Source organism: Streptomyces sp. S.PB5 (genome assembly GCF_030403745.1).
In the GTDB taxonomy this organism is placed as follows: domain Bacteria; phylum Actinomycetota; class Actinomycetes; order Streptomycetales; family Streptomycetaceae; genus Streptomyces.
On record NZ_JAQMWP010000012.1, the window covers coordinates 86,199 to 106,480 of the forward strand.

The 20,282-nt window shown below is 67.2% G+C and carries 18 protein-coding genes and 1 pseudogene; 10 read left to right on the top strand and 9 right to left on the bottom strand.

Annotated features, from left to right (window positions below; genetic code table 11):
* Nucleotides 1–20 precede the first annotated feature (20 nt).
* Entirely contained in the window at nucleotides 21–962 is a 942-nt protein-coding gene (locus PH203_RS29790; protein ID WP_289923766.1) for a M23 family metallopeptidase, read from the bottom strand.
* A 931-nt stretch (nucleotides 963–1,893) separates the two neighbouring features.
* On the opposite strand from PH203_RS29790, the gene PH203_RS29795 reads away from it, so the two are divergent.
* Together PH203_RS29795 and wecB are read left to right on the top strand one after the other, a co-directional pair.
* A complete protein-coding gene (locus tag PH203_RS29795; RefSeq protein ID WP_289923997.1) occupies nucleotides 1,894–2,586 on the top strand; it encodes a sigma-70 family RNA polymerase sigma factor in 693 nt (230 codons plus the stop codon).
* Nucleotides 2,587–2,592: 6 nt separating this feature from the next.
* Nucleotides 2,593–3,816, top strand: coding sequence for a UDP-N-acetylglucosamine 2-epimerase (non-hydrolyzing) (wecB, locus tag PH203_RS29800; RefSeq protein WP_289923767.1), 1,224 nt, complete (start codon nucleotides 2,593–2,595; stop codon nucleotides 3,814–3,816).
* Between the two features lie 106 nt (nucleotides 3,817–3,922).
* Here wecB and PH203_RS49730 read toward each other — a convergent pair whose 3' ends face one another.
* Complete coding sequence (locus PH203_RS49730) at nucleotides 3,923–5,551, bottom strand: chaplin family protein (protein WP_354671275.1); 1,629 nt, start codon at nucleotides 5,549–5,551, stop codon at nucleotides 3,923–3,925.
* A gap of 144 nt (nucleotides 5,552–5,695) precedes the next feature.
* Nucleotides 5,696–6,148 (bottom strand): SsgA family sporulation/cell division regulator, encoded by a 453-nt coding sequence (locus tag PH203_RS49735; protein WP_354671276.1) that lies wholly within the window; start codon nucleotides 6,146–6,148, stop codon nucleotides 5,696–5,698.
* A 257-nt stretch (nucleotides 6,149–6,405) separates the two neighbouring features.
* On the opposite strand from PH203_RS49735, the gene PH203_RS29805 reads away from it, so the two are divergent.
* Together PH203_RS29805 and PH203_RS29810 are read left to right on the top strand one after the other, a co-directional pair.
* On the top strand, nucleotides 6,406–7,086 hold the full coding sequence (locus PH203_RS29805; protein ID WP_289923770.1) for an SGNH hydrolase domain-containing protein: 681 nt from the start codon (nucleotides 6,406–6,408) through the stop codon (nucleotides 7,084–7,086).
* A 548-nt stretch (nucleotides 7,087–7,634) separates the two neighbouring features.
* Entirely contained in the window at nucleotides 7,635–8,024 is a 390-nt protein-coding gene (locus PH203_RS29810) for a hypothetical protein (protein WP_289923771.1), read from the top strand.
* 23 nt (nucleotides 8,025–8,047) lie between these two features.
* On the opposite strand, the gene PH203_RS29815 is transcribed toward PH203_RS29810, so the two are convergent.
* Nucleotides 8,048–8,980, bottom strand: a complete 933-nt coding sequence (locus PH203_RS29815; protein WP_289923772.1) for an AraC family transcriptional regulator — start codon at nucleotides 8,978–8,980, stop codon at nucleotides 8,048–8,050.
* 216 nt (nucleotides 8,981–9,196) lie between these two features.
* Nucleotides 9,197–9,607, bottom strand: a complete 411-nt coding sequence (locus tag PH203_RS29820; protein ID WP_289923998.1) for an SsgA family sporulation/cell division regulator — start codon at nucleotides 9,605–9,607, stop codon at nucleotides 9,197–9,199.
* Between the two features lie 288 nt (nucleotides 9,608–9,895).
* Here PH203_RS29820 and PH203_RS29825 point away from each other — a divergent pair, with 288 nt between their 5' ends.
* The 6 genes and pseudogenes from PH203_RS29825 to PH203_RS29850 all read left to right on the top strand — a co-directional run bounded on the left by PH203_RS29825 (nucleotide 9,896) and on the right by PH203_RS29850 (nucleotide 16,098).
* Entirely contained in the window at nucleotides 9,896–11,116 is a 1,221-nt protein-coding gene (locus PH203_RS29825) for a nucleotide sugar dehydrogenase (protein WP_289923773.1), read from the top strand.
* A gap of 443 nt (nucleotides 11,117–11,559) precedes the next feature.
* Complete coding sequence (locus PH203_RS29830; protein WP_289923775.1) at nucleotides 11,560–12,657, top strand: glycosyltransferase family 2 protein; 1,098 nt, start codon at nucleotides 11,560–11,562, stop codon at nucleotides 12,655–12,657.
* Nucleotides 12,658–12,704: 47 nt separating this feature from the next.
* The gene (locus tag PH203_RS29835; RefSeq protein ID WP_289923776.1) at nucleotides 12,705–12,869 is read left to right on the top strand and encodes a hypothetical protein; all 165 of its coding nucleotides are present in this window, start codon (nucleotides 12,705–12,707) and stop codon (nucleotides 12,867–12,869) included.
* A 172-nt stretch (nucleotides 12,870–13,041) separates the two neighbouring features.
* Nucleotides 13,042–13,452: pseudogene (locus tag PH203_RS29840) on the top strand (alpha/beta hydrolase fold domain-containing protein); the annotation flags it as partial.
* A gap of 549 nt (nucleotides 13,453–14,001) precedes the next feature.
* Nucleotides 14,002–15,066: an LLM class flavin-dependent oxidoreductase gene (locus tag PH203_RS29845; protein ID WP_289923778.1), complete on the top strand. Its 1,065-nt coding sequence runs from the start codon at nucleotides 14,002–14,004 to the stop codon at nucleotides 15,064–15,066.
* A 243-nt stretch (nucleotides 15,067–15,309) separates the two neighbouring features.
* A complete protein-coding gene (locus tag PH203_RS29850) occupies nucleotides 15,310–16,098 on the top strand; it encodes a heparin lyase I family protein (RefSeq protein ID WP_289923780.1) in 789 nt (262 codons plus the stop codon).
* A gap of 13 nt (nucleotides 16,099–16,111) precedes the next feature.
* Here PH203_RS29850 and PH203_RS29855 read toward each other — a convergent pair whose 3' ends face one another.
* From PH203_RS29855 to PH203_RS29870, 4 genes are all read right to left on the bottom strand, one after another.
* Nucleotides 16,112–16,687 carry a dihydrofolate reductase family protein gene (locus PH203_RS29855; RefSeq protein ID WP_289923782.1) on the bottom strand — a complete coding sequence of 192 codons (576 nt, stop codon included), beginning with the start codon at nucleotides 16,685–16,687 and terminating at the stop codon, nucleotides 16,112–16,114.
* Between the two features lie 87 nt (nucleotides 16,688–16,774).
* Nucleotides 16,775–17,995, bottom strand: coding sequence for a cytochrome P450 (locus PH203_RS29860; RefSeq protein ID WP_289923783.1), 1,221 nt, complete (start codon nucleotides 17,993–17,995; stop codon nucleotides 16,775–16,777).
* Between the two features lie 150 nt (nucleotides 17,996–18,145).
* Nucleotides 18,146–19,366, bottom strand: a complete 1,221-nt coding sequence (locus PH203_RS29865) for a metallophosphoesterase (protein WP_289923785.1) — start codon at nucleotides 19,364–19,366, stop codon at nucleotides 18,146–18,148.
* Nucleotides 19,367–19,477: 111 nt separating this feature from the next.
* Nucleotides 19,478–20,281, bottom strand: coding sequence for an SDR family oxidoreductase (locus PH203_RS29870; protein WP_289923786.1), 804 nt, complete (start codon nucleotides 20,279–20,281; stop codon nucleotides 19,478–19,480).
* Between the last annotated feature and the right edge of the window lies 1 nt (nucleotide 20,282).

Sequence of the window (20,282 nt, forward strand, 5' to 3'; positions counted from 1 at the left end):
TGTATAGTCGGACGCAATGCTCAGATATCCACTCCATGGTCATGCAGCCACCGAGCAGGATCGATCGCGGAACCGAAATACGGGGTCACGCGTACTTCGAAATGAAGATGCGGCCCTGAGCTGTTTCCTGTGTTGCCGGACAGGGCAATGGGGTCTCCGGCATCGACACGCTCTGCGACCCTCACCTGGAGTGCTGAAAGATGAGCGTAATGCGTGTAGTAGCCATTCGCGTGCCGGACCACGATGCTGTTTCCGAAAGCGTCGTCGCAAGCGGTTTCGATGACCACTCCAGTACCCACGGCGTATACCGGAGTCCCCACCGGAACCGCGAAATCCTGTCCGGTGTGACGATTCTCCCAGCGGGAGTCGTCCGCTCCGAACTCGGAAGAGAGAACGTACTCGTTGACCGGGCGGGTCCAGTGATCGGGTGAGTCGACCGAACGACTGGCAGCAAGTAGGTCTCCCGGATGCGGCGGCACGGATCCGTCGGCGCAGTAGCGAGTATTTCCTGCCGTAGTGGCGACCTGCAGTACACGTGCCCGACGCAGGTTCTGCTCGATTTTCCGCCGGGCTTCCTCCTGCTTCTTCCGGAGCTGCCGTAGAAAACGAAGGCCGGCGACCGCCTCCTCCTTCGTGCGGGAGAGCTCCACCGTGGACTTACGTGTGCGGCGCAAGGAGGTAGCCAGACCATGGTGGGCGCTACGCATCAGGCTCATATTTCGCAATGGGTCGTTCTGGGAAGGCGTCAACAGCGCCCAGAGTGAATCGGGTAGCAGACCACCGTGACGGTACTGCATGCGGGCCAATTCACCGATGTCCGTCCTCAGTTTCCGGTAGTTGCTCTGCTGGTCCCTCAGATCTTTACGGAGGAGCTCTACAGCTCCGGTCTGGATCTCTACGCTCCGACGGTATTCCTCATGACGCCGTGTGGCACGTGAGGCTTCCTCGTACAGATGCTGCACCTGGGACTCCACGGTCACAGATCCGGTTGCGTGGTGGTTTTCCTCGTGGGCTCGTGCGGCTGGGAACGGAAACGCGGACAGAAGGACGACCAGTAATGCTGAAAGGGTGGTTCCATGAGAACGCATTGTCGGCGTGAACCACACATCGGACCCGTTCTTTGAGTGAGGCACCGTGTCAGACCCGACCTGGTCGCAGCACTCGGCTCAGGGCTAGCTGGGCAAAACCCTCACGCCAGGCGCCGGCGTTCCTCTTGAGCGCAGCCGGGTCGGCTTCCTCCGCCGGCGGGTTGAGCACATAGAAAGCGGCTTGGCACACGATGTGGCCCAGGGGCGGCGCACTCCTTGAAGACGTATGCGGGCAGCTGTGACCGTGACGGGGGCAGACCGTCCGCGGTCGGCTGAGCACATGGGATTCGCGAGCCAAGAGTCCCTCCTTGCGTGTGGCTTCGGCCTTGGACACAGGTGACGGCCAGTTGATTCCCCTGATGGGACGTCTTTCATATCGAGGAGCCTGGGGCCGTCGCATGACGGAGCGGAAAGAAGAACGGCCGCGGGTCACTTTGTGACATCCATGAGATGATCAGATCTTTTCTGGACCAGAAGGTCGCATCTTCCGCTGGGCTTACGGCGTGGATTAGCAGCTCGATGAAGCTGAGGACTTATAAAGGGGTGGCAATCGCACGATGCGCTTAGTCCGCGGCGCATGCGACCCGTGCGGCGGATGAACTGAGCCAAGCTTTCGTGAGCGACCCCTTGGATATATCTCACCCAAACCGAGGCCGGCTGTCGGCGTGTGCTCGCGGCGAGTCCTCGTTCAGGAGCCGTCTTGTCATATTCAACCAGTCACCGTACGCCGCCTGTCGGCCGGTCGGACCGTCCGGGCCCTGATCCTGCAGTGCCAGCGTTCAGTGACCACGAGTTGGCCCAATTAGTGCGTGATGGCGACAGCGAAGCATTTGCCGAGCTTTTCAGTCGTCACCACCATGCCGCCACCCGATTAGCATCGATGCACGCCCAAGACGCCCATACCGCACAGGACTTCGTTGCGGAGGCCTTCTCTCGCGTTCTGCAGGCACTCAGATCAGGAGGTGGCCCCTCCAGCTCCTTCCGGAGTTACCTGCTGAAGGTCCTGCGGAATGTAGTGGCCGAATGGGGGCGGAGCGCGGGCCGACAGGTGTACGTGCCGGACGTGAGCCTCTACGAGGTCGAGTACGCGGCCTCGGCGGGGAGTGAAGCGCTCAGGAATTACGAGCACGGGCTGGCGATAGAAGCGCTTGCGTCGCTCTCGGAACGATGGCGAACCGTCTTGTGGTGCACCGTCGTGCAGTCCCAGCAGCCCGCCGTGCTTGCCAGCACGATGGGTATCAGTCCGAACAGTGTCGCGGCCCTGGCCTACAGGGCAAGAGAAGGGCTGCGGCAGGCATATCTCACTGCTCACCTGAACCAGCAGAGATATCGCCAAAGTCAGTGTTCCCACTATGTGACCCGGCTTGCCGCCTATTCCCGGGGAAGACTCAGTGACGGTGTCAACGAAGAAATGATGCTGCACATCGAAGAGTGCGAAACATGTGGCCGTCTCCGACAGGAGATCGATGAACTGAACCACCTCTTGAACTGGAGCTGATCACTGATGGGTGAGGGAAACGACATCGCGGTGGTGCTGGGTACGCGCCCGGAAATCATCAAGCTGGCCGGAGTGATCCGCAACCTCGGAGAACGTGCCTCGATCCTCTACACCGGGCAGCACTACGACGACGAACTCTCCGACAACTTCTTCCGGGCGTTCGAGCTGCCGGAACCGCATCTGCGGCTCACCGGGGTCAGCGCGGCCCACCGCAGTGTTCAGATCGCCCGCGCCACGCACCAACTCGCCGAGCACTTCCGGCGAGTCGGCCCGAAGGTCGTCATCGTCCAGGGTGACACCAACGCGACCTCCGCCGGTGCACAAGCGGCCAACTATTGCGGCATCCCTGTGCTGCACGTCGAAGCGGGCCTTCGCTCCAACGATCGAACCATGCCGGAGGAAATCAACAGGCGACTGGTTTCCGTCCTGGCCGACATGCATTGCGCCCCCACGTCGTGGAACGCCGCAAATCTGGTTTCCGAAGGGATCCCTCTGCGTCGAATCCGGGTCACAGGCAACACCATCGTGGAGGCCACCAGTGAATCGCTGCCCGGGCCTCTGGAATCACGCGAGCTGCTTGAGGAATACGGGCTTCGGGAGAATGAATTCATCATCGCGACGATCCACCGTCCGGAGAACACAGACGATGCGGGGCGGCTGTCCGACATCATCGACGCGCTCTCCGAGGCGCAGATTCCCGTGGTATTCCCGGTCCACCCCCGGACGGCCAGCAGCGCACACGCCTTCGGTCTGAGCGGACGGCTGGCGCGACTGCGATGCATCTCTCCGCTCGACCACGCGACCTTCCTCTCACTGGCCAGCCAAGCACGCTTGCTCATCTCCGACTCGGGAGGGCTCCAGGAGGAGTGCACCATCATCAAGAAGCCCCTGATCGTGGTCAGGAGGAACACGGAGCGACCCGAGGCCATCGCGGCCGGCTTCGCTGTCCGGGCCCGCTACAAGCACGAGATCTCCGAAGAGATCAACCGCGTCATGGGGAATCACGAACTTGCCGGTGCTCTGGCCAACAGGCCATGCCCCTTCGGCGACGGAAAGGCCGGTGAGCGCATCACGGACATCGCCCTGGCCATGGCGGCGGGGGAGGAGATCGCGTTCAGCCAGGCGGGCGACGAGTTCTCGTACGCCCCGGGGAGCCACGTGCCTGAGGGGCGTGCCGCGGAAAGAGCGCTCCAGCGCTCCCCGGCTCAACGAGGTTCCATCGGCCAATAGACCTCCGCCGGGGTTGCCGTACAGAGAGGAGGGATCCGACGACGTCGTCGACGCGACGGATCCCCCCACGGAGGTCGCAGGGAGATGGGCCTGCGGCTACCCTCCGCTATCGGCGGAAGGGCCTGCCACGCCGGTACAGAATCACTCCACCGGTCAGCGTCGCGACAGCCGCGGACGCGGCGAGTGCCACTTCAGCACCGGTGCTGGCCATCCAGGCCTCCTCGGCGGCGGATTCCGAAGCCACCGGGGTCGGCCCGCTGTCCGGCCGCAGAGGCGCTGTCGGAGTGATGGAGGTTGAGGCCGTCGGTACGACGGGACGGTCGGCCACCGATCGCGGCGCGGCCGAGGTGACAGGAGCGTGGGCCGAGGTCGCCGGAGTGCTCGGATGGTGAACCGGCGAGCGCGGCGGCGTAGAGACGACCCGATCGCGATCGGCGGGTCGAGGGGCTGTCGGACCGGCACTATCGGTCGGCGCTGCGGGAGTGGTGGCCTGCGGAGGGATGTCCGGGCCGGAGGGTGTGGGAGCCGAGGAGTGAGGGACCGTCGGCGTGGTCGCGCCGTGGTCCCAGGGCGGCGTTGTCGCGGAGGCGGCCGGTGCCGAGGGGGCCGAGACCGTCGGCACAGGAAGCGCCACCGACGGCACATGCACTTCGGGGACGGTGAGTGTGAGAGGGCGCGATGAGCCCGGTACGGCGGGGACAGAGGGCGTGGCGGTCGTGGTCGTGGAGGTGGGCGTTAAGACTGCCGGTACCGGAAGCGCCACAGACGGAACGTGTACCGCCGGTGTGGTGACCGTCGTGGGCATGGGGCCGAGGTCCGACGGCTGCAGTGGCCGAGGAGCGGTCGGATCCTGATCGGACGACCTGGGCTCGTTGCTGTCGTTGGGCGCCTCGAGGGGGGAGTCGTTGCCGCCGGGGTGTTCGTTGCCGGCCGGGTGTGGGGCGTCTGGTTCGTCGGTGGGGTCGGCGCAGTCGGTGTGGGGGCCTGGGTTCTGCCGGGCGAGTGCGGTGATTGCGTTGCCGCAGATGTCGATGGGCAGGTCTACCGGCGCCCGGACGCTGTTGTGTGACGCGACGTCGGGTGAGTCCGGCGTATTGCCGTTGTCACCCCGAGGTCGGCTGGTGGAGGAGTCGTTGCTGCCGGGGTGTTCGTTGCCGGCCGGGTGTGGGGCGTCTGGTTCGTCGGTGGGGTCGGCGCAGTCGATGTGGGGGCCCGGGTTCTGCCGGGCGAGCGCGGTGATCGTGTTACCACACACGTCCACCGGCAGGTTCGTCGGCGCCTGCACCGTGTTGCCCGACAGCACGTCGGGCAAGTCCAGGGTGATTCCTTGTACTTGGGCGGCGGCGGACGCGTCGGAGCCGCACACCAGGACGCTCGTCGCGGCGGCGGCCATGACCATGCCCCTGCTCAGGGTTTGTCGCACTCTCGTTGTCTTCCTACTCGGGAATGAAGGGGGAAGCCGACCACGGCCCGGAGCTCGGCGAAGGGCCCAAGGCGCACGGGCCCAGCCATGACTCAGGCGTGACGTGGTCAGACGTCGGCGCAGGGTGGCGAGCGCCGAGTTGTGTCGGCACCAGGGCCGGACGGGCCTGCCTTCCTGCGCGTCACCTGCTTCCCCTGTTGCTGTTCTCCACGGCCATGGACCGTGACGGCTGCAGCCGATCAGGCGCAACGCATACGCCTCGCACCATGGCCGGTGGCTTATGAACGAGAGAGGCAGGGCTGAAGAAACCATGGCTTGCCGTTCTTCGAGTAATTCACCCTGAACGCCCGCGGATGAGCCCTGCGACAGGTGGGCCGCCGAATGATGGGAGTTTCTTCTGCAAGTCACTCAATACCTTGAGACTGATTCCTCTATCCGCTTGTTCTCAACGGTCGTTCAGCAGCGTCGGAAATTCCCGGTCGGGGCCGGGCCGACGGTGTCTCCGCCGGAAGTGCCCGGCGCGTACGCGCATGCCAGGAAGTGGTCGAGGGCTCTCGTGTCGAACTGAACGAGGAGGTGGCCCTCGGGCCCGTTGAGTTCCAGTACGGTGCCGGACCGGCCGCAGGGCCAGGTGCGCACGGCACCCTCGCCGGCCCAGGCGCGCAGCCACTCGTCCAGCAGGGCGCGGGTCAGATCCAGGACAGGCCCTTGCAGACCGGGGAGATCTCGGCCGGGACGTTGAGGCGCACAGTCGGTGGATCCGTGGCCGTGTGACGCGGCGATGCGCGAAACAGAATCAACCTGTCCTGCGCGGTGAGCAGTCGGGCTCGGACGGACTGCTTGGCGGTGACGCCCACGACGGCAGCTCTGCTTCCGTGTCGGGTCGGCGGATGTGCCTCCCCCCGTCATGATCGGCCACCGGTGAACTCCAGTTAGCCGTCCGCCTGAACCACGAACGAGTGCCAAACCGACGAGAGATCTCTATGTTCACACGATCAGCGCGCCGCTGGGCGGCCGTAACCATGCCTGCCCTTCTCCTGGCGACGTCCGGCTGCGGAGTCCTGGGAACCAATCCGCCCCAGGCAATGGCCCCGACGATGCCGCAGACGTCTCTTCCCGCATCGCCTTCTTCTTCCGAAGAGTCCCTCGGCTCGGGGGCACCACCCATGGGTGACGCCCACCTGTCTCCGGCCGTCAAGGGGAAGACGGTGCTGGTCGTCGGCGACTCCTGGGCCGCCAACTTCGGTACCGGAATGTCGAAAATCGCCTCCGCCGACAACATGATTGTGAACGCCGGACTGGGAGGATGCGGCATCATGATGCCGCATTCCGTAGCCGGGAAGAAGGCCACTCCCGCCTGTCTCGAATGGCCGGAGAAGTGGCCCCAGTACATGGCGATGTACAAGCCGGACGCAGTGCTGCTGCGAACGGCCACATGGGACATGTACCCTCAGGCCTTCAGTGAATCCGACGCGGAGCTCACCATCGAGTACCCGGCTGTCCGTGCCAGGTTCGAAAAGTACATGGACCGAGCCATCAGGATCCTCACGGAAAACAACACGCCCGTCTACCTGACCAACGCCAAGATCGGCGGCGTGAACTCCTCGAATTCTCAGTCCCTTGCGATGAACAAGGCCGTGCGGGAGTTCGCGGAGAAGAACGCGGGCAGGGGCGTCCACCTGCTCGACCTCGCCGCCCAGTTGTGCAACAACGCGGGATGCCCCCCGGTGGCGGCCAGCCAGAAAGTCTACGACAAGACCGATCACCCGACCCCGTGGAGTCGCGACCGTCTCGCTGCCTGGATCCTCAACTCCATGTTCGCCGACGAGTCCGCGAGCGGTGTATGAGGACTGTCCCTGTCCACGTCCGCCCAAGTGCGGCACGGAGTCGAATGCCAGTCGTCACCCCCATGGTCGAGCAGGAACTCGCAGACCAGGCACCTGAGACCGCTGTGCCAAGGGGAGAACCCGGTCCGCCCCTTGAAACCCGGGACGGCCCCTGACACCGGCCTCGCCCGAGATGTCTCCTTGGCCGGAGCAGCCGTCGCCGCGGGCCCGCACCTGCTGACGTATCCGAACAAGGGTGCTCAAGTGGCGTGCTGCAGAGCGTAGTTGCCGCCGAGGCCCCTCAACCATGCGCCATCGCAAGGAGACGACAAGATCATGAACTTTCTCACCGATGCCCTTGCCGGCCCCAGCCACTTCGTGGGGTGGCTCGTCTGAGCCCGAGGCATCACCCGGCGTCGCCGCCTCCCTCGCCCCAGGGAGGTGGCGACGCCCGCGTCTTTGTTTGGGTGGATCGAAGGAGTCGGGGTGTGGGTGTGTTTGTGGCGCTAGGTGCCTTTCTGTGTCGGTACGCTCTGCGATTCCGGCACGACCAGGAAGGCACCCTCACCATGCGCACGCGTCTCTTGTTGACCGCCCTCACTCTGATCGCGGCCGTAGCACTGCCGGGCTGTACGAGTGGCGGGGATGACGAGGCTTCCGCGAAGAACTCCGGTCATGCGAACGCGGACATCGACGTCCAGTTGGTCAAGTGCGGCTGGGACAAGTCCGGCCGCTTCCCCCAGGCCGAGCTGGCGATCGAGAACCACAGCAGCAAGCGGTCGAGTTACCTCATCCAGGTGGAGTTCCTGAACGGCTCGGGCAGGCGAACGAGCGAGAGCACGGCCGCGCTCGACGACCTTGCTCCGGGGCGACAGGCAAAGACGAAGGCGATCGGGCCGTCCAAGGCACCCGACGACTTCTCGTGCAACGTCGGCAAGGTGACACGGCAGGTCTCCTGACCGGCCCCGCCACCGCCGCCGTCTCAGAGAGCCTGGAGAGTCTGGGACGGCAGCTCTCCGAAACGTCTGCGGTACCGCTGCGCGAAACGGCCGAGATGAGCGAAACCCCATTCGTACGCCACGTCCGCGACGGACGTCGAGCTGGGCGTCGAGGCTCGCAACTGATCGCGCACCCGATGCAGCCGCACGTCGGTGACATAGGCCATCGGTGACATGCCGACGTGCTTGCGGAACGCCTCCTGCAGTGTGCGCACACTGACCTGGGCGATGGCTGCGAGGCGGGCCACGTCGTACGGTTCGGCGGGCCGCTCCTGTATGACGTCCATGACGCGTTTGACCGCAGCGGGACGCATGAGCGGTGGTGGCGCGTCGAGTTCCGCGCGGTAGGAGTGCTCCGTGGCCAGCAGTACCCCTTCCAGCAGGGTCTGTTCCAGCCGGCCGCGGATGATCGGCCGGTGCAGCAGTCCGGAGGGCGTTTCGTTGTCGAGGAGGGTCCACCTCACGAGATGCGCCCAACTCCGGCCGGCTCCCTGGGAGACGTCGAGGTACGGCCCGAACCGCAGCTGACGCGGCAAAGGCCGGTTGAGCAGGAGCTCCAGCTGGCGGTGCAGGGCCAGCTTGTCGATCTTCACGGCGAGGATGTGGCAGTCGTCGGACCAGTCGTCGACGCGGATACCGCGCTCGGGGTCCAGGAAGACCGCGCGCCGCGAAGATGAGTTCGCCGCCGCCCTGCGGCCTTGCCGAACGCTGAAGTACCCCTCCAGAGGTACGGCTATGTGATAGACGCCGGACCCGTCGAACCGCATCCGCACCTCGGTGTCGAAACGGAGGTCGCCGACCGTCAGCGTGTCGAAGTCGATGACGTTGAGGCTGACCGCGAAGTCCTGACTCGTGCCCGCCACATCGAGCTGCAAGTCGTAGTAGTGCGCCGCGATGGCATCGTGAGCCTCCTCCACGGAACGGGTGAAGTACGTACTGAAGGCGGGACCTTTGCCGGCTAAGCCGGCCTTGGCTCCCTCCCTTGGCCTGGTGGGCATGGACTCCGTCCTGTATCCGTGAGTGGAGGCAACACGGCCGCAGCCGCCCGCCTCTCGAACCTTGCCGTAAGCAGGGCACTTCATGCCGCCCGGGTAAGCCCTGCCGATCATGACACCACGGTCGTGATCATCCGCTCACCCGTCCACCAGGGCGTACAGACCGCGGTCGACGGCCGGGCCGAGATCCTCCTGCCCGACCGGCACGATGGCGCACGTACGGAGCAGGAACCGGCGCATGACGTCCGTGTCGAACTGGACCAGCGCCATGCCGTCCGGCGAGTGGAACTCGAGGACCGTGAGCGCCCGCCCACACGGCCAGACATGGATGTCACCGTGGCCGGCCGGAGTCTCCATGCCCTCTCGCAGCAGTTCGCGGGAGAAGGCCCAGCTGACGGGGCGGCCGTCGAGTGAGACGTCGGCCGGAAAGTCGACGTGGACGGCCAACGGATCCGCGGGAACGTACCGCAGCGTGGCGAAGACGGGCACGTCCTGCCTCTCCGAGGTGATCAGACGGGCGCGGGCGGGCTGCTCGACGACGGTGTGCATCATCGTTCTCCATTTCGGGGCCAACGCCGACCGAATTGCCGACGCCTTCTTACGACCCACCCAAGGCCCTCGCATTACGCGGAACCCGAAGACATTGACTGTGACCTGCATCACCAGTGCAGGGAATTTTATGTCAATAAGATCATTCACCGTCATATATGCGCCCTTGATCCGTCTTCCTGAGTGAGCGCTAAACCCGTCAGGGCGAGGCGCGGACCTGCACGCGGCACCGTCCGAGGCCATCACCGGTACGTATCCGTGGAAGGGAAAACAGTGAACATTGCTGTCATGGGACAGGGCTATGTCGGGCTGCCCCTGGCCATGGCCGCCGTCGAGGCAGGCCACCACGTGACCGGTTTCGAGCCCGACCAGGAGCGCCTGGAACAACTGTGCGCCGGCACCTCATACATCGAGGACGTACCCGGCAGAACACTCAGCGCGGCCCTCAAGTCCGGCCGCTACCGGCCGACACACGACGACACGCTCCTGACCGACTTCGACATCGCCGTCATCACCGTGCCCGCACCGCTCAAGGAACGGCAGCCAGACCTCGGTGCCGTCCGGGAAGCCGCAGAGACCCTCGCCCGCCACGTCCGCAAGGGCGATACCGTCATCCTGGAGTCCACCACCCACCCCGGCACCACCCGCAAGATCGTCCTGCCGATTCTGGAGGCCCTCTCGCGGCTGCGGGCCGGGACCAGTTTCCACCTCGGCTTCAGCCCGGAACGCATCGATCCGGGCAACGAACAGTGGTCATTCGCGAACACCCCGAAAATCGTCTCCGGACTCACCGAGGAATGCCGGAACCGGGTGGCGGAGTTCTACGCCGGCATCACACAGCACGTGGTCCTCGCGAACAGCCTCGAAGAGGCAGAACTGGCCAAAGTGTTCGAGAACGTCTTCCGGCATGTCAACGTCGCCCTCGTCAACGAACTCTGCCGTGTGGCACACACCTTGGACGTGGATGTCTGGCAGACCCTCGCCCTGGCCGACTCGAGGCCGTTCGGCTTCACCAGGTTCTCACCCGGTCACGGAGTGGACGGCCACTGCCTCCCCGTGGACCCGGTGTTCCTGACCCGCCATGTCAGAACGCAGTACGGTGAGCCGTTCCGCCTGGTCGAACTGGCCCAGGACATCAATGAGACTCAGCCGTCCTACGTCGTAGGACGCGTCCAGGACGCCCTCGACACCCGCTACGGCAAAGCCCTCGAGGACGCGCGCGTCCTCGCTCTCGGGCTCGCCTGCAAACCCGGAGCCGCCGACGCCTGCCGGTCCCCGGCCGTCGAGGTCGTCGCCGAGCTGCGGCGCAAAGGCGCCATCGTCGACGCCCTGGACCCGCACGTGGCCGCGGCGACGCAGCATCCCCCACAGCCGTACGGGACGTACGACGCCGTGGTGCTGCTCACCGAGCATGACGAATTCGATCTCGCGGCCATCGCCTCCGAAGCGGTCTATGTGCTGGACACCCGAGGCGTCATGCCGGCCGCCCCGCACATCGAACGACTCTGAGAGCCGTGATCCACAAGGAGCCGTGTCCACCTGCATCCCCCGGTCGTCGACGCGCAGACGCATCACGGGAAGACAAGTCTGCATCGCAGCTCTCGAAGACCGGATGGCCTCCATCGAATGAACACCGGCATGGCGGCTGTTCGGCTCCGCCTCCAGCTGTCTGTGAGGTGCGCCATACAAGAAGTCTTCGTTTTTGCGTGCGGATTGAGCGGTGCGCGGGTCGTAAGGACATAGCGGCACTTCGCCGCCCCTACTCAGAAGGAACTCTCATGGACTTCGCTTCCCGACGAACCTCCCGACGACGGCTCATCACCGTGCAGGGCCGACGGGTTCTGAGCGGTCCGGCCTGACGCCCGTCTCCCCAGCAGCGTCCGAGGCCGAGTGCCCGCCTGCTGGATAGCTGTCTTCGACGTTCCAAGGACACATCTCAGATGACCCTTCCCATGACCCCCACGCAAAAGGCGCCGTCAGACGGTCGTACGAGACCGCATGTGATCGCGCTGATCCCGGCCCGTAACGAAGCCGAACGGATCGCCGCGGCCGTGGCCGGCCTGCGCTCCCAGACCCGCGCGCCCGACCAGATCGTCGTGGTCACCAACAACTGCACGGACGACAACGCCACATACGAGGCGGCACGCGCGACCGGCGTCGGCGTGCTGGATCTGCACGACATCAAAGGCAAGAAGGCCGGTGCCCTCAACACCGCCCTGGACCAGGTGTTGCCGACGCTCGAGGACCACGACCTGGTCCTCGCCCAGGACGCCGACACCGTTCTCGCGCCCGCCTTCGTCGAATGCGCCGCGGCGGCGATGAACCGCCGTGTGAGCGCCGTCGGCGGGGTCTTTCACGGCGAGCCCGGCGGAGGTCTGCTCGGCCAGCTCCAGCGCATGGAGTACCAGCGCTACGCCCGGGACATCGCCCGTAAGAAGGACCGCGCGGTGGTCCTCTCCGGCACCGCCACCCTCTTCCGCGTCCGGGTCCTGCGCGAGATCAAGGACGCGCGGACGGCCGGCCGGCTGGGCGGAGGGACGTCGTACTACAGTCTCGCCTCCCTCACCGAGGACGATGAGATCACCAAGGCCGTCAAGACCATGGGCTACCAGACCATGAGCCCCGCGGCGTGCTCGGTCACGACCGAGGTCATGACTACGATTCCGGCGCTGTGGAACCAGCGGCTGCGCTGGCAGCGCGGTGCTCTGGAGAACCTTCGCGACTACGGCTGGACGAAGGTGACCGCACCGTACTTCCTCAGCCAGCTCATGATGGGTCTCGGGGCCCTCGCGCTCACCCTCTACCTCGTCCTCGTCATCCTCCAGCTCGTCTTCTTCGGCTCGTTGGGATACAGCCCCTTCTGGGCGGCGATCGGCCTCATCTTCGCCACGGAGAGAGTCGTGTCGGTATGGCGCATGGGCTGGACTGCACGCCTTCTCGCAGGCGTGCTCGTCGTCGAGCTCGCCTACGACCTCTTCCAGCAAGCCGTGTATTTCCGTGCCCTGTTCGACCTCGCGCTGCGCCGCGAGGAGCGCTGGGTCGCAACCTGATACGACCTCGCGGAATCCCCCAGACCTTGAGAAAGGACACTGCAGTCATGTACGGAACCATCGTCGGTGGCGGCGGAACTACAGGCGGAGCCGGTGTGACCGGAACCCTGGCCCAGACCGGCTTCAACACACTCGCCTTGATCGTCGGTTGCGCCACCCTGATATCGGCCGGCCTGTCCCTGTGGAAGCTCATACCACGCCGGTCCAACTGAGGTTGTGCCGAGTCGGCCGAGCCCGGGTGTCGAGGTCGGCGAGTATGTCGTGCGTGACGGGGTCGGTCACCGCAGTGGTGTGGTGGACGGGTGCCTGCCGCGGTGGATGTCGCGCCGGGTCGGCTCAAGGCCGTGACACGGCCCGTCAGTTCGTTGGTCCAGGGTCGCCCGCGTGGGCGACCGCTTCTCGCAGATCGACATCCCGCTGGAGTGGCTCGACCGGTTCGGCGCGGTCGTGGTCTCCGTGGACTACCGGCTCGCACCGGAGGCCACCGGGACCACCCTGGTCGACGACTGCTACCGCGGACTGCGCTGGGTCGCCGAACACGCCGCCGAACTGCACATCGACCCCGACCGGATCGTTGTCGCGGGTGCCAGCGCGGGAGGCGGACTCGCCGCCGGCGTCAGCCTGCTCGCCCGCGACCTGGGCGGTCCCGCGATCGCCGCACAGATGCTGATCTGCCCCATGCTCGACCACCCCAACGACACCACCTCCAGCCGCCAGTACTCCGGCACCCCCGGCGTCTGGACCGGCGAGATGAACGCGTCCGGCTGGCGCTCGCTCCTCGGCGACCTCACCGACGCCGATGGCGGAGATGTGGTGGAAGTGCTTGGACCTGCGACCACATCACCTGTGACACAGGGAACTTCTGTGCGGGCGCCTGGGACACCCACGGTCAACCAGTGGCGGGTCTTCTTCCTGTACGACTGCCACCGCCACCACCTGTCGGACTGGCATGGCACGGGTGACGTCATGAACAGCCAGACCGACCACGCCGAGGCGACGATCCACGGCCAGGACGGCAACGTGATCCAGACCTTCCCCGTCAGCAGCGAGGCACCCGATGTGGACTGGGAGCCGGTCTGGTCGATCCGTAACTGCTGAACGGGTATGCAGCGCTCCCTGCTGCGAGGAGGTACTTGCGATGTTCGGCAAGTTGACCAGGCCGGCGGTTTCGGCTGTCGCTACTCCTGCTCTCCTCCGTGATCGGCACGCGCGCCCTGACCAAACCCCTTCGAGGGGCCACCTGCTGCCCTGGGACGGGAGAAGTGGCACCGGGCTTCTCTTCGGCCGAAGTCGACCTGCCATGCTGAGCAAGTTCCGTTCCATCCGCACACCTTGGAGATTGTGATGCGAGCAGGCGTCGTGGTCAGCGCGCAGCCCGGAGTGGAGGAACTGGCCGTGCAGGCCGAGGAGTTGGGCCTGGACAGCTTCTGGGTCAACGACACCCCGATGGTGCACGGCGACCCCTTCGTCGCCTTGAGCCTGTGCGCCAGGGTCACCAGCCGTATCAGGCTCGGTATCGGCGTGACCTCACCGGCGCTGCGTTCGGCACCGGCCGCCGCGAGTGGGCTCGCGAGCCTCAACGCCCTGGCGCCGGGCAGGATCCTCTGCGGCGTCGGCACCGGGAACACCGCTCGGCGCACCCTGGGCATGCGCCCCGTCACGGTGGCCGGGCTGGAGGACTTCACCGCCGCACTGCAGGATCTGTGCGCGGGCCGTTCGACCGAGTACCGCGAAGGCGACCGGGTCCGCGACATCCGGTTCCTGCACGCCGGGGCGCAGGTGAACACCGCCGACCCGATCGAGTTCGTCGTGGCCGCACTCGGGCCGCGGGCCGCCGCCGTCGCCGGCCGCCGCGGTACCGGCCTTGCCTCTTTCGGCCTGCTGGACCCCGCGGCCTGGCATGCGCTGCACGACGCCCGCCGCCACGCGGCCCAGGACACACGCCGTGCCGGCGGCTCGCGCACGGACTCCTACCTGGTCACCTCGCTCCACCTCCTCGCCGAGGACGACGACCCTCACGGTGACGCGGCTCGGGACGCGACGGGCCACCTCGTCCTGTCGCTGCTGGCCTTCGCCGCCGACACGGCCGCCGAGAACCCCGCCTTCGTCGAGCAACTCGGCCCCGACGAAAGGGAGGCGGTGCGGCGGCTCCTCGTCCGGCGCGGCACCACCGCCACCGCGCCGGACCGGCACACCAAGCTCTACCCCAACTATCTCGGACGCATCGCACCGCAGGACCGGGACCTGGTCCTGCCCTCACTGATGAACGCCTTGGCCCTGGTCGGCACCCGCGACGACCTCCTCGTCCGCATCGCCACCCTGGAACAGGCCGGCATCGATGAACTCCTCATCCAGCCGGTGATCGACCCGCCCGCCGAGATGGCCCAGCTCGCGAAGCTCCTCGCCTGAGCGGACCCGCCCGCCGCACCGCACGGACTTTCTCCCCCGCTCGCTCGGTGGTGGCCGGAAACGGGCTCGGCAGCTTCGTCCGATCGGTCTGGACCATTGACCCGGAGTCGTCGTGAGGGCACCCTGTACCCCGCCGACAGACGCGTGACTGAACATCGGTCATCCACATGAACAAGACCATGTTCGTGGTCCCGCCACGCCTCCCGGCGCCTCCACCCCCCACTCACGACGAGGTGAACGCTCATGAGCACCACGCGCAGGCAACTCCTCGGCTACACACTCGGCGGCGCGGCCGCCGCGACGGTCGGCCTCCCCGCCACCACCGCACACGCCGCCTCCTGGCAGCTGAAGTGGTCCCCCTCCGCGAGCAGCACCGGACTCGGCGCCTTCGAGACCATCGAGGACGACCGCGCCGACTCCCACCCCTCCGCCGCCCCGCACATCTACGCCACCGGCGACAACTGGCGCTTCACCATGCACACCGTCGACCGCGACACCTCCACCGACCGCCAGCGCCACGAGGTCACAGGACTGCGCAACGGCAGCGGCGGCAACTACCTCAAGTGGACCGAGGGCCAGACCTGGCGCCTGACGTACTCGATGTACATCCCGAGCTCCCTGAAGGCGACCACGAGCTTCACCCACATCATGCAGATGAAGCAGCCCGGCACCGGCTCCTCACCCATCGTCGTGCAGTCCCTGCGCCGCGTGAACGGCGTCCAGACCATCGAGCTCAAGCAGTTCACCGACGACATCCTCATCGGCCGCACCGACCTGGAACCCCTCCAGGACCGCTGGATCGACGTCGACTTCCAGATCAAGATCGGCAACGGCTCGGCGGGCTCCCTGCGCTGGATCCTCAAGAACGGCTCGACCACCGTCCTCGACAAGTCCCGCACCGGCATCGACACCTTCCTCGCCGACCGGGTGCGCCCCAAGTGGGGCATCTACCGCTCCCTGGGCGACACTTCGGGCTCCCTGCAGAACTGCTACCTGCTGCTCGGCAACATGCGCGGCTACCAACTCGTCTGACGGAACGCCCGGCTCAGGCGTGCAGCGTGGGCCGGTAGAGGAGTTCCTGGGTGTGGCCGTCGAGGGTCCGCTGCTCGATCAGTTCGAGATCGAAGTCGGCCGCACTCGCGAACACCGGGTCCGCCCCCGTCCGCCCGGAGATCACGGGAAAGATCGTGAGCTGGACGCGGTCGACGAGGCCGGCGGCCATCAGTGCCCGGTTCATCGCCAGACTGCCGTGCGAGCGCAACGGCACCTCGGACTCCTCCTTGAGCCGGGCCACGACCTCGACGGCGTCGCCGTCGACCACGGTCGCATCCGGCCAGTCGAAGGGGCCGCGGAGGGTCGTCGACACCACCGTGGCCGGCAGGTGCTTCATCGTGGTGTTGACCGGGTCGTCCACACCGCTGCCCGGACCCAGCACCTGCAGGAACTGCCGGAACGTCGCGGCCCCCAGGACCAGCCGCTGCTTCTCTCCGTACAGGTCGAGACGGCGATCGAGGAACTCCGGACCGTGCTTGCCCCAGTAGCCGCCCCAGTCACCGTCACTGTTGTAGGACGCGTAGCCGTCCACAGTGGAGAAGACGTCGAAGGTGTAGATGGCGGTCATGCTGCTCTCCTCGCGTGCGGGTGATCGCGGACTCGGGCTTAGGGACCGGCGGCAGAGGTGGAACTCATCGGTGGGAGACCGACGCGCTCATACCGCCCCGGCCGACCCCGCGGCCCCCTGCCGGGAACCGACCCCCACGCGCAGTCCGCGGATCACATAGCCACCTATCTCGTCCTGGAACGCGACACGGGGCGGAGCGAGCATGCGGATGCCCTCCAAGGCGAAGAGGCGACCGAGAAACACGTTGGCCTCCATCAACGCGATGTCGGCACCGGGGCAGCGGTGCGGGCCGTCCCCGAAGGACAGCGCGGCCGCATAGCGGCCGGTCGCCGTCGGCCTGTCGGGCCGGACCGCTGTGGGGTGTTCGCCCACGGCCTCCACGTCGGTGTTCGCCTCGTCCACGAAGATCTCGACGAGCGCGTCGCCGGGCACGGTGACCGGCCCGTCGGCACCCGGCACCACCAGGGCGCCGGTGGTCCGCCGCTTGAGGCGGGCGACTGCGGGCTCCAGGCGCAGGAGTTCGTGCAACACCGCCAGGCGTTCGCTCTCGCTCCCGCTTGTACAGCGCTCGCGCAGTGCCGCGTCGGTGAACAGGTGCCATGCGGCCACGCTCATGAACTCACGCGTGGTGACCATGCCGGCGGCGGCGTAGGTGAGGCACTCGCCGAGGATCTCGGTGCTGGAGCAACCCTCGGCGATCAGGTGGGAGATGAGGTTGTCCACGGGCCGCTCGCGGTGGGCCCGGATCGCTGGGCGCACGTCGGCGAGGTAGATCCGCAGCCAGTTGCTGTTCTGCCGGCACAGCCAGTAGATCCCGTGCCAGGAGGTCAGCCCGGGCTTGCCGAACTTCTCGGGGAAGAAGCGTTCGAGCCGACGCTGGATCCCACGTCTGCTGCGGGTCAGGCCGATCACCTCGCACGCCACGTCGATCGCGACGCCGAAGGTGAGGTCCTCCAGCCATGCCTCGCCCTCGCTCTGCAGGGCGTCCAGGTGTCGGCGCACGACGCGTTCGGCCAGCTCCCGGTAGTGCTCGTCCACCCGGCGGGGTGTGAAGTAGCGGGCGGTCTGCCTGCGGTGTTCGCGGTGTTCAGGCCCGTCGCGGTACAGCACGGGCCGCCGGATCCGGGCCGGCATCTTCTCCACGGTTTCGATTCCGAGGCCTGCCTGCACGGTGTCGGTGCTGCGCAGAACGGCACGGGCCGCTTGGTGGCCGCGTACCTGCCATGTGCCGTCGTCCCCGCGGTCGATCGGACAGACGGGTCCGGTGTGTTCCCTGCGGATCTTGCGTGCGTCGTCGGCTCGGTCCATCGACTGCTGCCTCCGTCGTAGTGCGGACACCCTCGTGGGGAAGTGTCCGCTGCCAGGCACGTGCGGCCAGAATTCAGGAGGCGGGCCTTTGCCGCCAGTACCTCGTCCGCCGGTGAAGCGCTCCACGCGCACGTGCCCGTGCGGCCGGTGTCAAGGAGCAGTGGACCGCTGGGGTGAGCGGAGCACGAGCAGGGTGATCTCGCTGGGCGCGAAGATACGGAAGGGCGGGCCCCAGAAGCCGGTGCCGCGGCTGGTGTAGAGGAGGGTGCGGGGGCCGTGGCGGGTCAGGCCGGCGAGGGCGGGCTGGTCGAGGCGGACCAGATGGTGGAAGGGCCAGATCTGGCCGCCGTGGGTGTGGCCGGACAGCTGGAGGTCGATGCCCGCGGCGGCGGCCCGGTCGATGAACTTGGGCTGGTGGGCCAGGAGCAGGACGGGCAGCTCGGGGTCGGCGCCGTCCAGGGCTCCGTCGAGGTGGGCGCGGTGGCCGGCCAGACCGGAGGATTCGGCGGTGACGTCGTCCACGCCGGCCACCACGAGGGTGTCGCCGCCGCGTTCGAGGAGCAGATGCCGGTTGCGCAGCGGCTCCCAGCCCAGCTCGTCCATCAGATCGACCCAGCCCTGGGCCTCGCTGTAGTACTCGTGGTTGCCGGTCACGTAGACCCGGGCCCGGCCGGCCTGCACGGTGCCGAGCGGGGCGGCCTGGGCGCGGCGGCGTTCGGCCGTGCCGTCCGCGATGTCGCCGGTGTGGCAGACGAGGTCGGCCTCCAGGGTGTTCACCACCTCGCAGACCCGTGCCGACCAGCGGGCGCGGTCGAGGGGCCCGTAGTGGGTGTCGGTGATGAGGGCGACCCGGGTGCCGTCCAGCCCGGCTCCCAACCGGGGGAGCTGCACGTCCAGTCGGCGCACGCGCGGGACGCGACGCGCCTCGGTGTGACCCCAGGCGAGCAGCGCGGCGGTCACCCCGAGAACGGTCCAGGCCACGATGCGGGCGCGGTCCTGTCCGTCCCCGACGCCGGCCACGGTCAGGGCCGCCCGCAGCAGCACGCCGAGCAGAACGGACCAGGTGAACAGGACCCAGCTGCCGCCCAGCAGGGTGTCACCGACGATCGCGGCCCGGTCCTGCTGGCGTCGGCCGTGGCCGCGCGCCATCGCCAGCGGCATACCGACAAGACCGAGGACGAACAGCGCGGTGCCCGTCACAGTGACGGGCAGCGGCCAGTGCTGGCCGGAGTACAGCAGCACCCAGCAGGGCACGGCCCACAGCAGGACGGGCGCGATCAGGGGGAGATGGCGCATCAGACGGTGCAGCGGGCTGGGCCGGGCCGCTTGCGCCGCACCGTCCGCCGGCCGGGTGTCGCTGGTGTTGGTCACGGGGCTCCTCCTGCTGTTCGGTGCGATGAATGATGCCCGTTGGGGTGCCGGAGGGGCACGGCGAGGTCGTGGCACCGGCGATCCGGCGCACCGACCGGACATCGCGTCGGGTCAGCTCCGGGCCGCCGCTGTCGTCGGCAGTACGGCTTCCGGGGACTCGGGCAGGGTCTGGCCGCCGTCCACGGTGATGACCTGTCCCGTGACGAACGACGCCCGCTCCCCGGCGAGGAACTCGACCGCGTCGGCGATCTCCTGGGGCCGGGCCAGGCGGCCCAGCGGGATCGTCCTCGTCATCTGTGCGAGGTACTCCTCGCCCATGCCGTCGAGACCCTCGGTCGCCACGTTCCCGGGGGCCACCGCGTTGACGGTGATCCCGTAGGGGGCGAGTTCCAGCGCCGCCGTGCGCATGAAACCGAGTTGGGCCGCCTTGCTCGCGCCGTAGTGACTCCATCCCGGGAAGCCGGTGGCCGGTCCGGTGATCGACGAGGTCAGCACGATCCGCCCCGCCGGGGACTCCCGCAGCAGCGGCAGACACGCCGCGACGGCGAGTATCTGGCTCTCCACGTTCACCGCGAACACCTCACGGACGTCGGAGTACGTCATCTGCGCCAGCGGCCTGTTGGGGAAGACACCCGCGTTCAGGCACAGCACGTCGAGTCCGCCGAGCAGCGAGGAGACGGCGGCGGCGAGCCGCTCGGCGGAGTCCGGCGCGGCGGAGTCGAGGGGGAGCGCCTCGACGGTCTGCCCCTCCCGTGTCGCCTCGGTACGGAACTTCTCCAGGACGTCGTCCGGGATGTGACGCCCGGTCAGCAGGACGTCGTGTCCGGCGCGCACGAAGGTGGAGGTGATGGCGGCGCCGATCCCGCGGGTGCCACCGACGACGGCGACCTTCCGGGTCTGGGGCTGGGGACTCATG

Excerpts from the sequence above, each read along its gene's own strand:
- PH203_RS29860 (WP_289923783.1), bottom strand. The coding sequence starts at position 17,995 with ATGGACCGAGCCGACGACGCACGCAAGATCCGCAGGGAACACACCGGA.
- PH203_RS29845 (WP_289923778.1), top strand. The coding sequence starts at position 14,002 with ATGCGAGCAGGCGTCGTGGTCAGCGCGCAGCCCGGAGTGGAGGAACTG.
- PH203_RS29855 (WP_289923782.1), bottom strand. The coding sequence starts at position 16,687 with ATGACCGCCATCTACACCTTCGACGTCTTCTCCACTGTGGACGGCTAC.
- wecB (WP_289923767.1), top strand. The coding sequence starts at position 2,593 with ATGGGTGAGGGAAACGACATCGCGGTGGTGCTGGGTACGCGCCCGGAA.
- PH203_RS29870 (WP_289923786.1), bottom strand. The coding sequence starts at position 20,281 with ATGAGTCCCCAGCCCCAGACCCGGAAGGTCGCCGTCGTCGGTGGCACC.
- PH203_RS29835 (WP_289923776.1), top strand. The coding sequence starts at position 12,705 with ATGTACGGAACCATCGTCGGTGGCGGCGGAACTACAGGCGGAGCCGGT.
- PH203_RS29830 (WP_289923775.1), top strand. The coding sequence starts at position 11,560 with ATGACCCCCACGCAAAAGGCGCCGTCAGACGGTCGTACGAGACCGCAT.
- PH203_RS29825 (WP_289923773.1), top strand. The coding sequence starts at position 9,896 with ATGGGACAGGGCTATGTCGGGCTGCCCCTGGCCATGGCCGCCGTCGAG.
- PH203_RS29805 (WP_289923770.1), top strand. The coding sequence starts at position 6,406 with ATGGGTGACGCCCACCTGTCTCCGGCCGTCAAGGGGAAGACGGTGCTG.
- PH203_RS49730 (WP_354671275.1), bottom strand. The coding sequence starts at position 5,551 with ATGGTTTCTTCAGCCCTGCCTCTCTCGTTCATAAGCCACCGGCCATGG.
- PH203_RS29850 (WP_289923780.1), top strand. The coding sequence starts at position 15,310 with ATGAGCACCACGCGCAGGCAACTCCTCGGCTACACACTCGGCGGCGCG.
- PH203_RS29820 (WP_289923998.1), bottom strand. The coding sequence starts at position 9,607 with ATGCACACCGTCGTCGAGCAGCCCGCCCGCGCCCGTCTGATCACCTCG.
- PH203_RS49735 (WP_354671276.1), bottom strand. The coding sequence starts at position 6,148 with ATGACGGGGGGAGGCACATCCGCCGACCCGACACGGAAGCAGAGCTGC.
- PH203_RS29810 (WP_289923771.1), top strand. The coding sequence starts at position 7,635 with ATGCGCACGCGTCTCTTGTTGACCGCCCTCACTCTGATCGCGGCCGTA.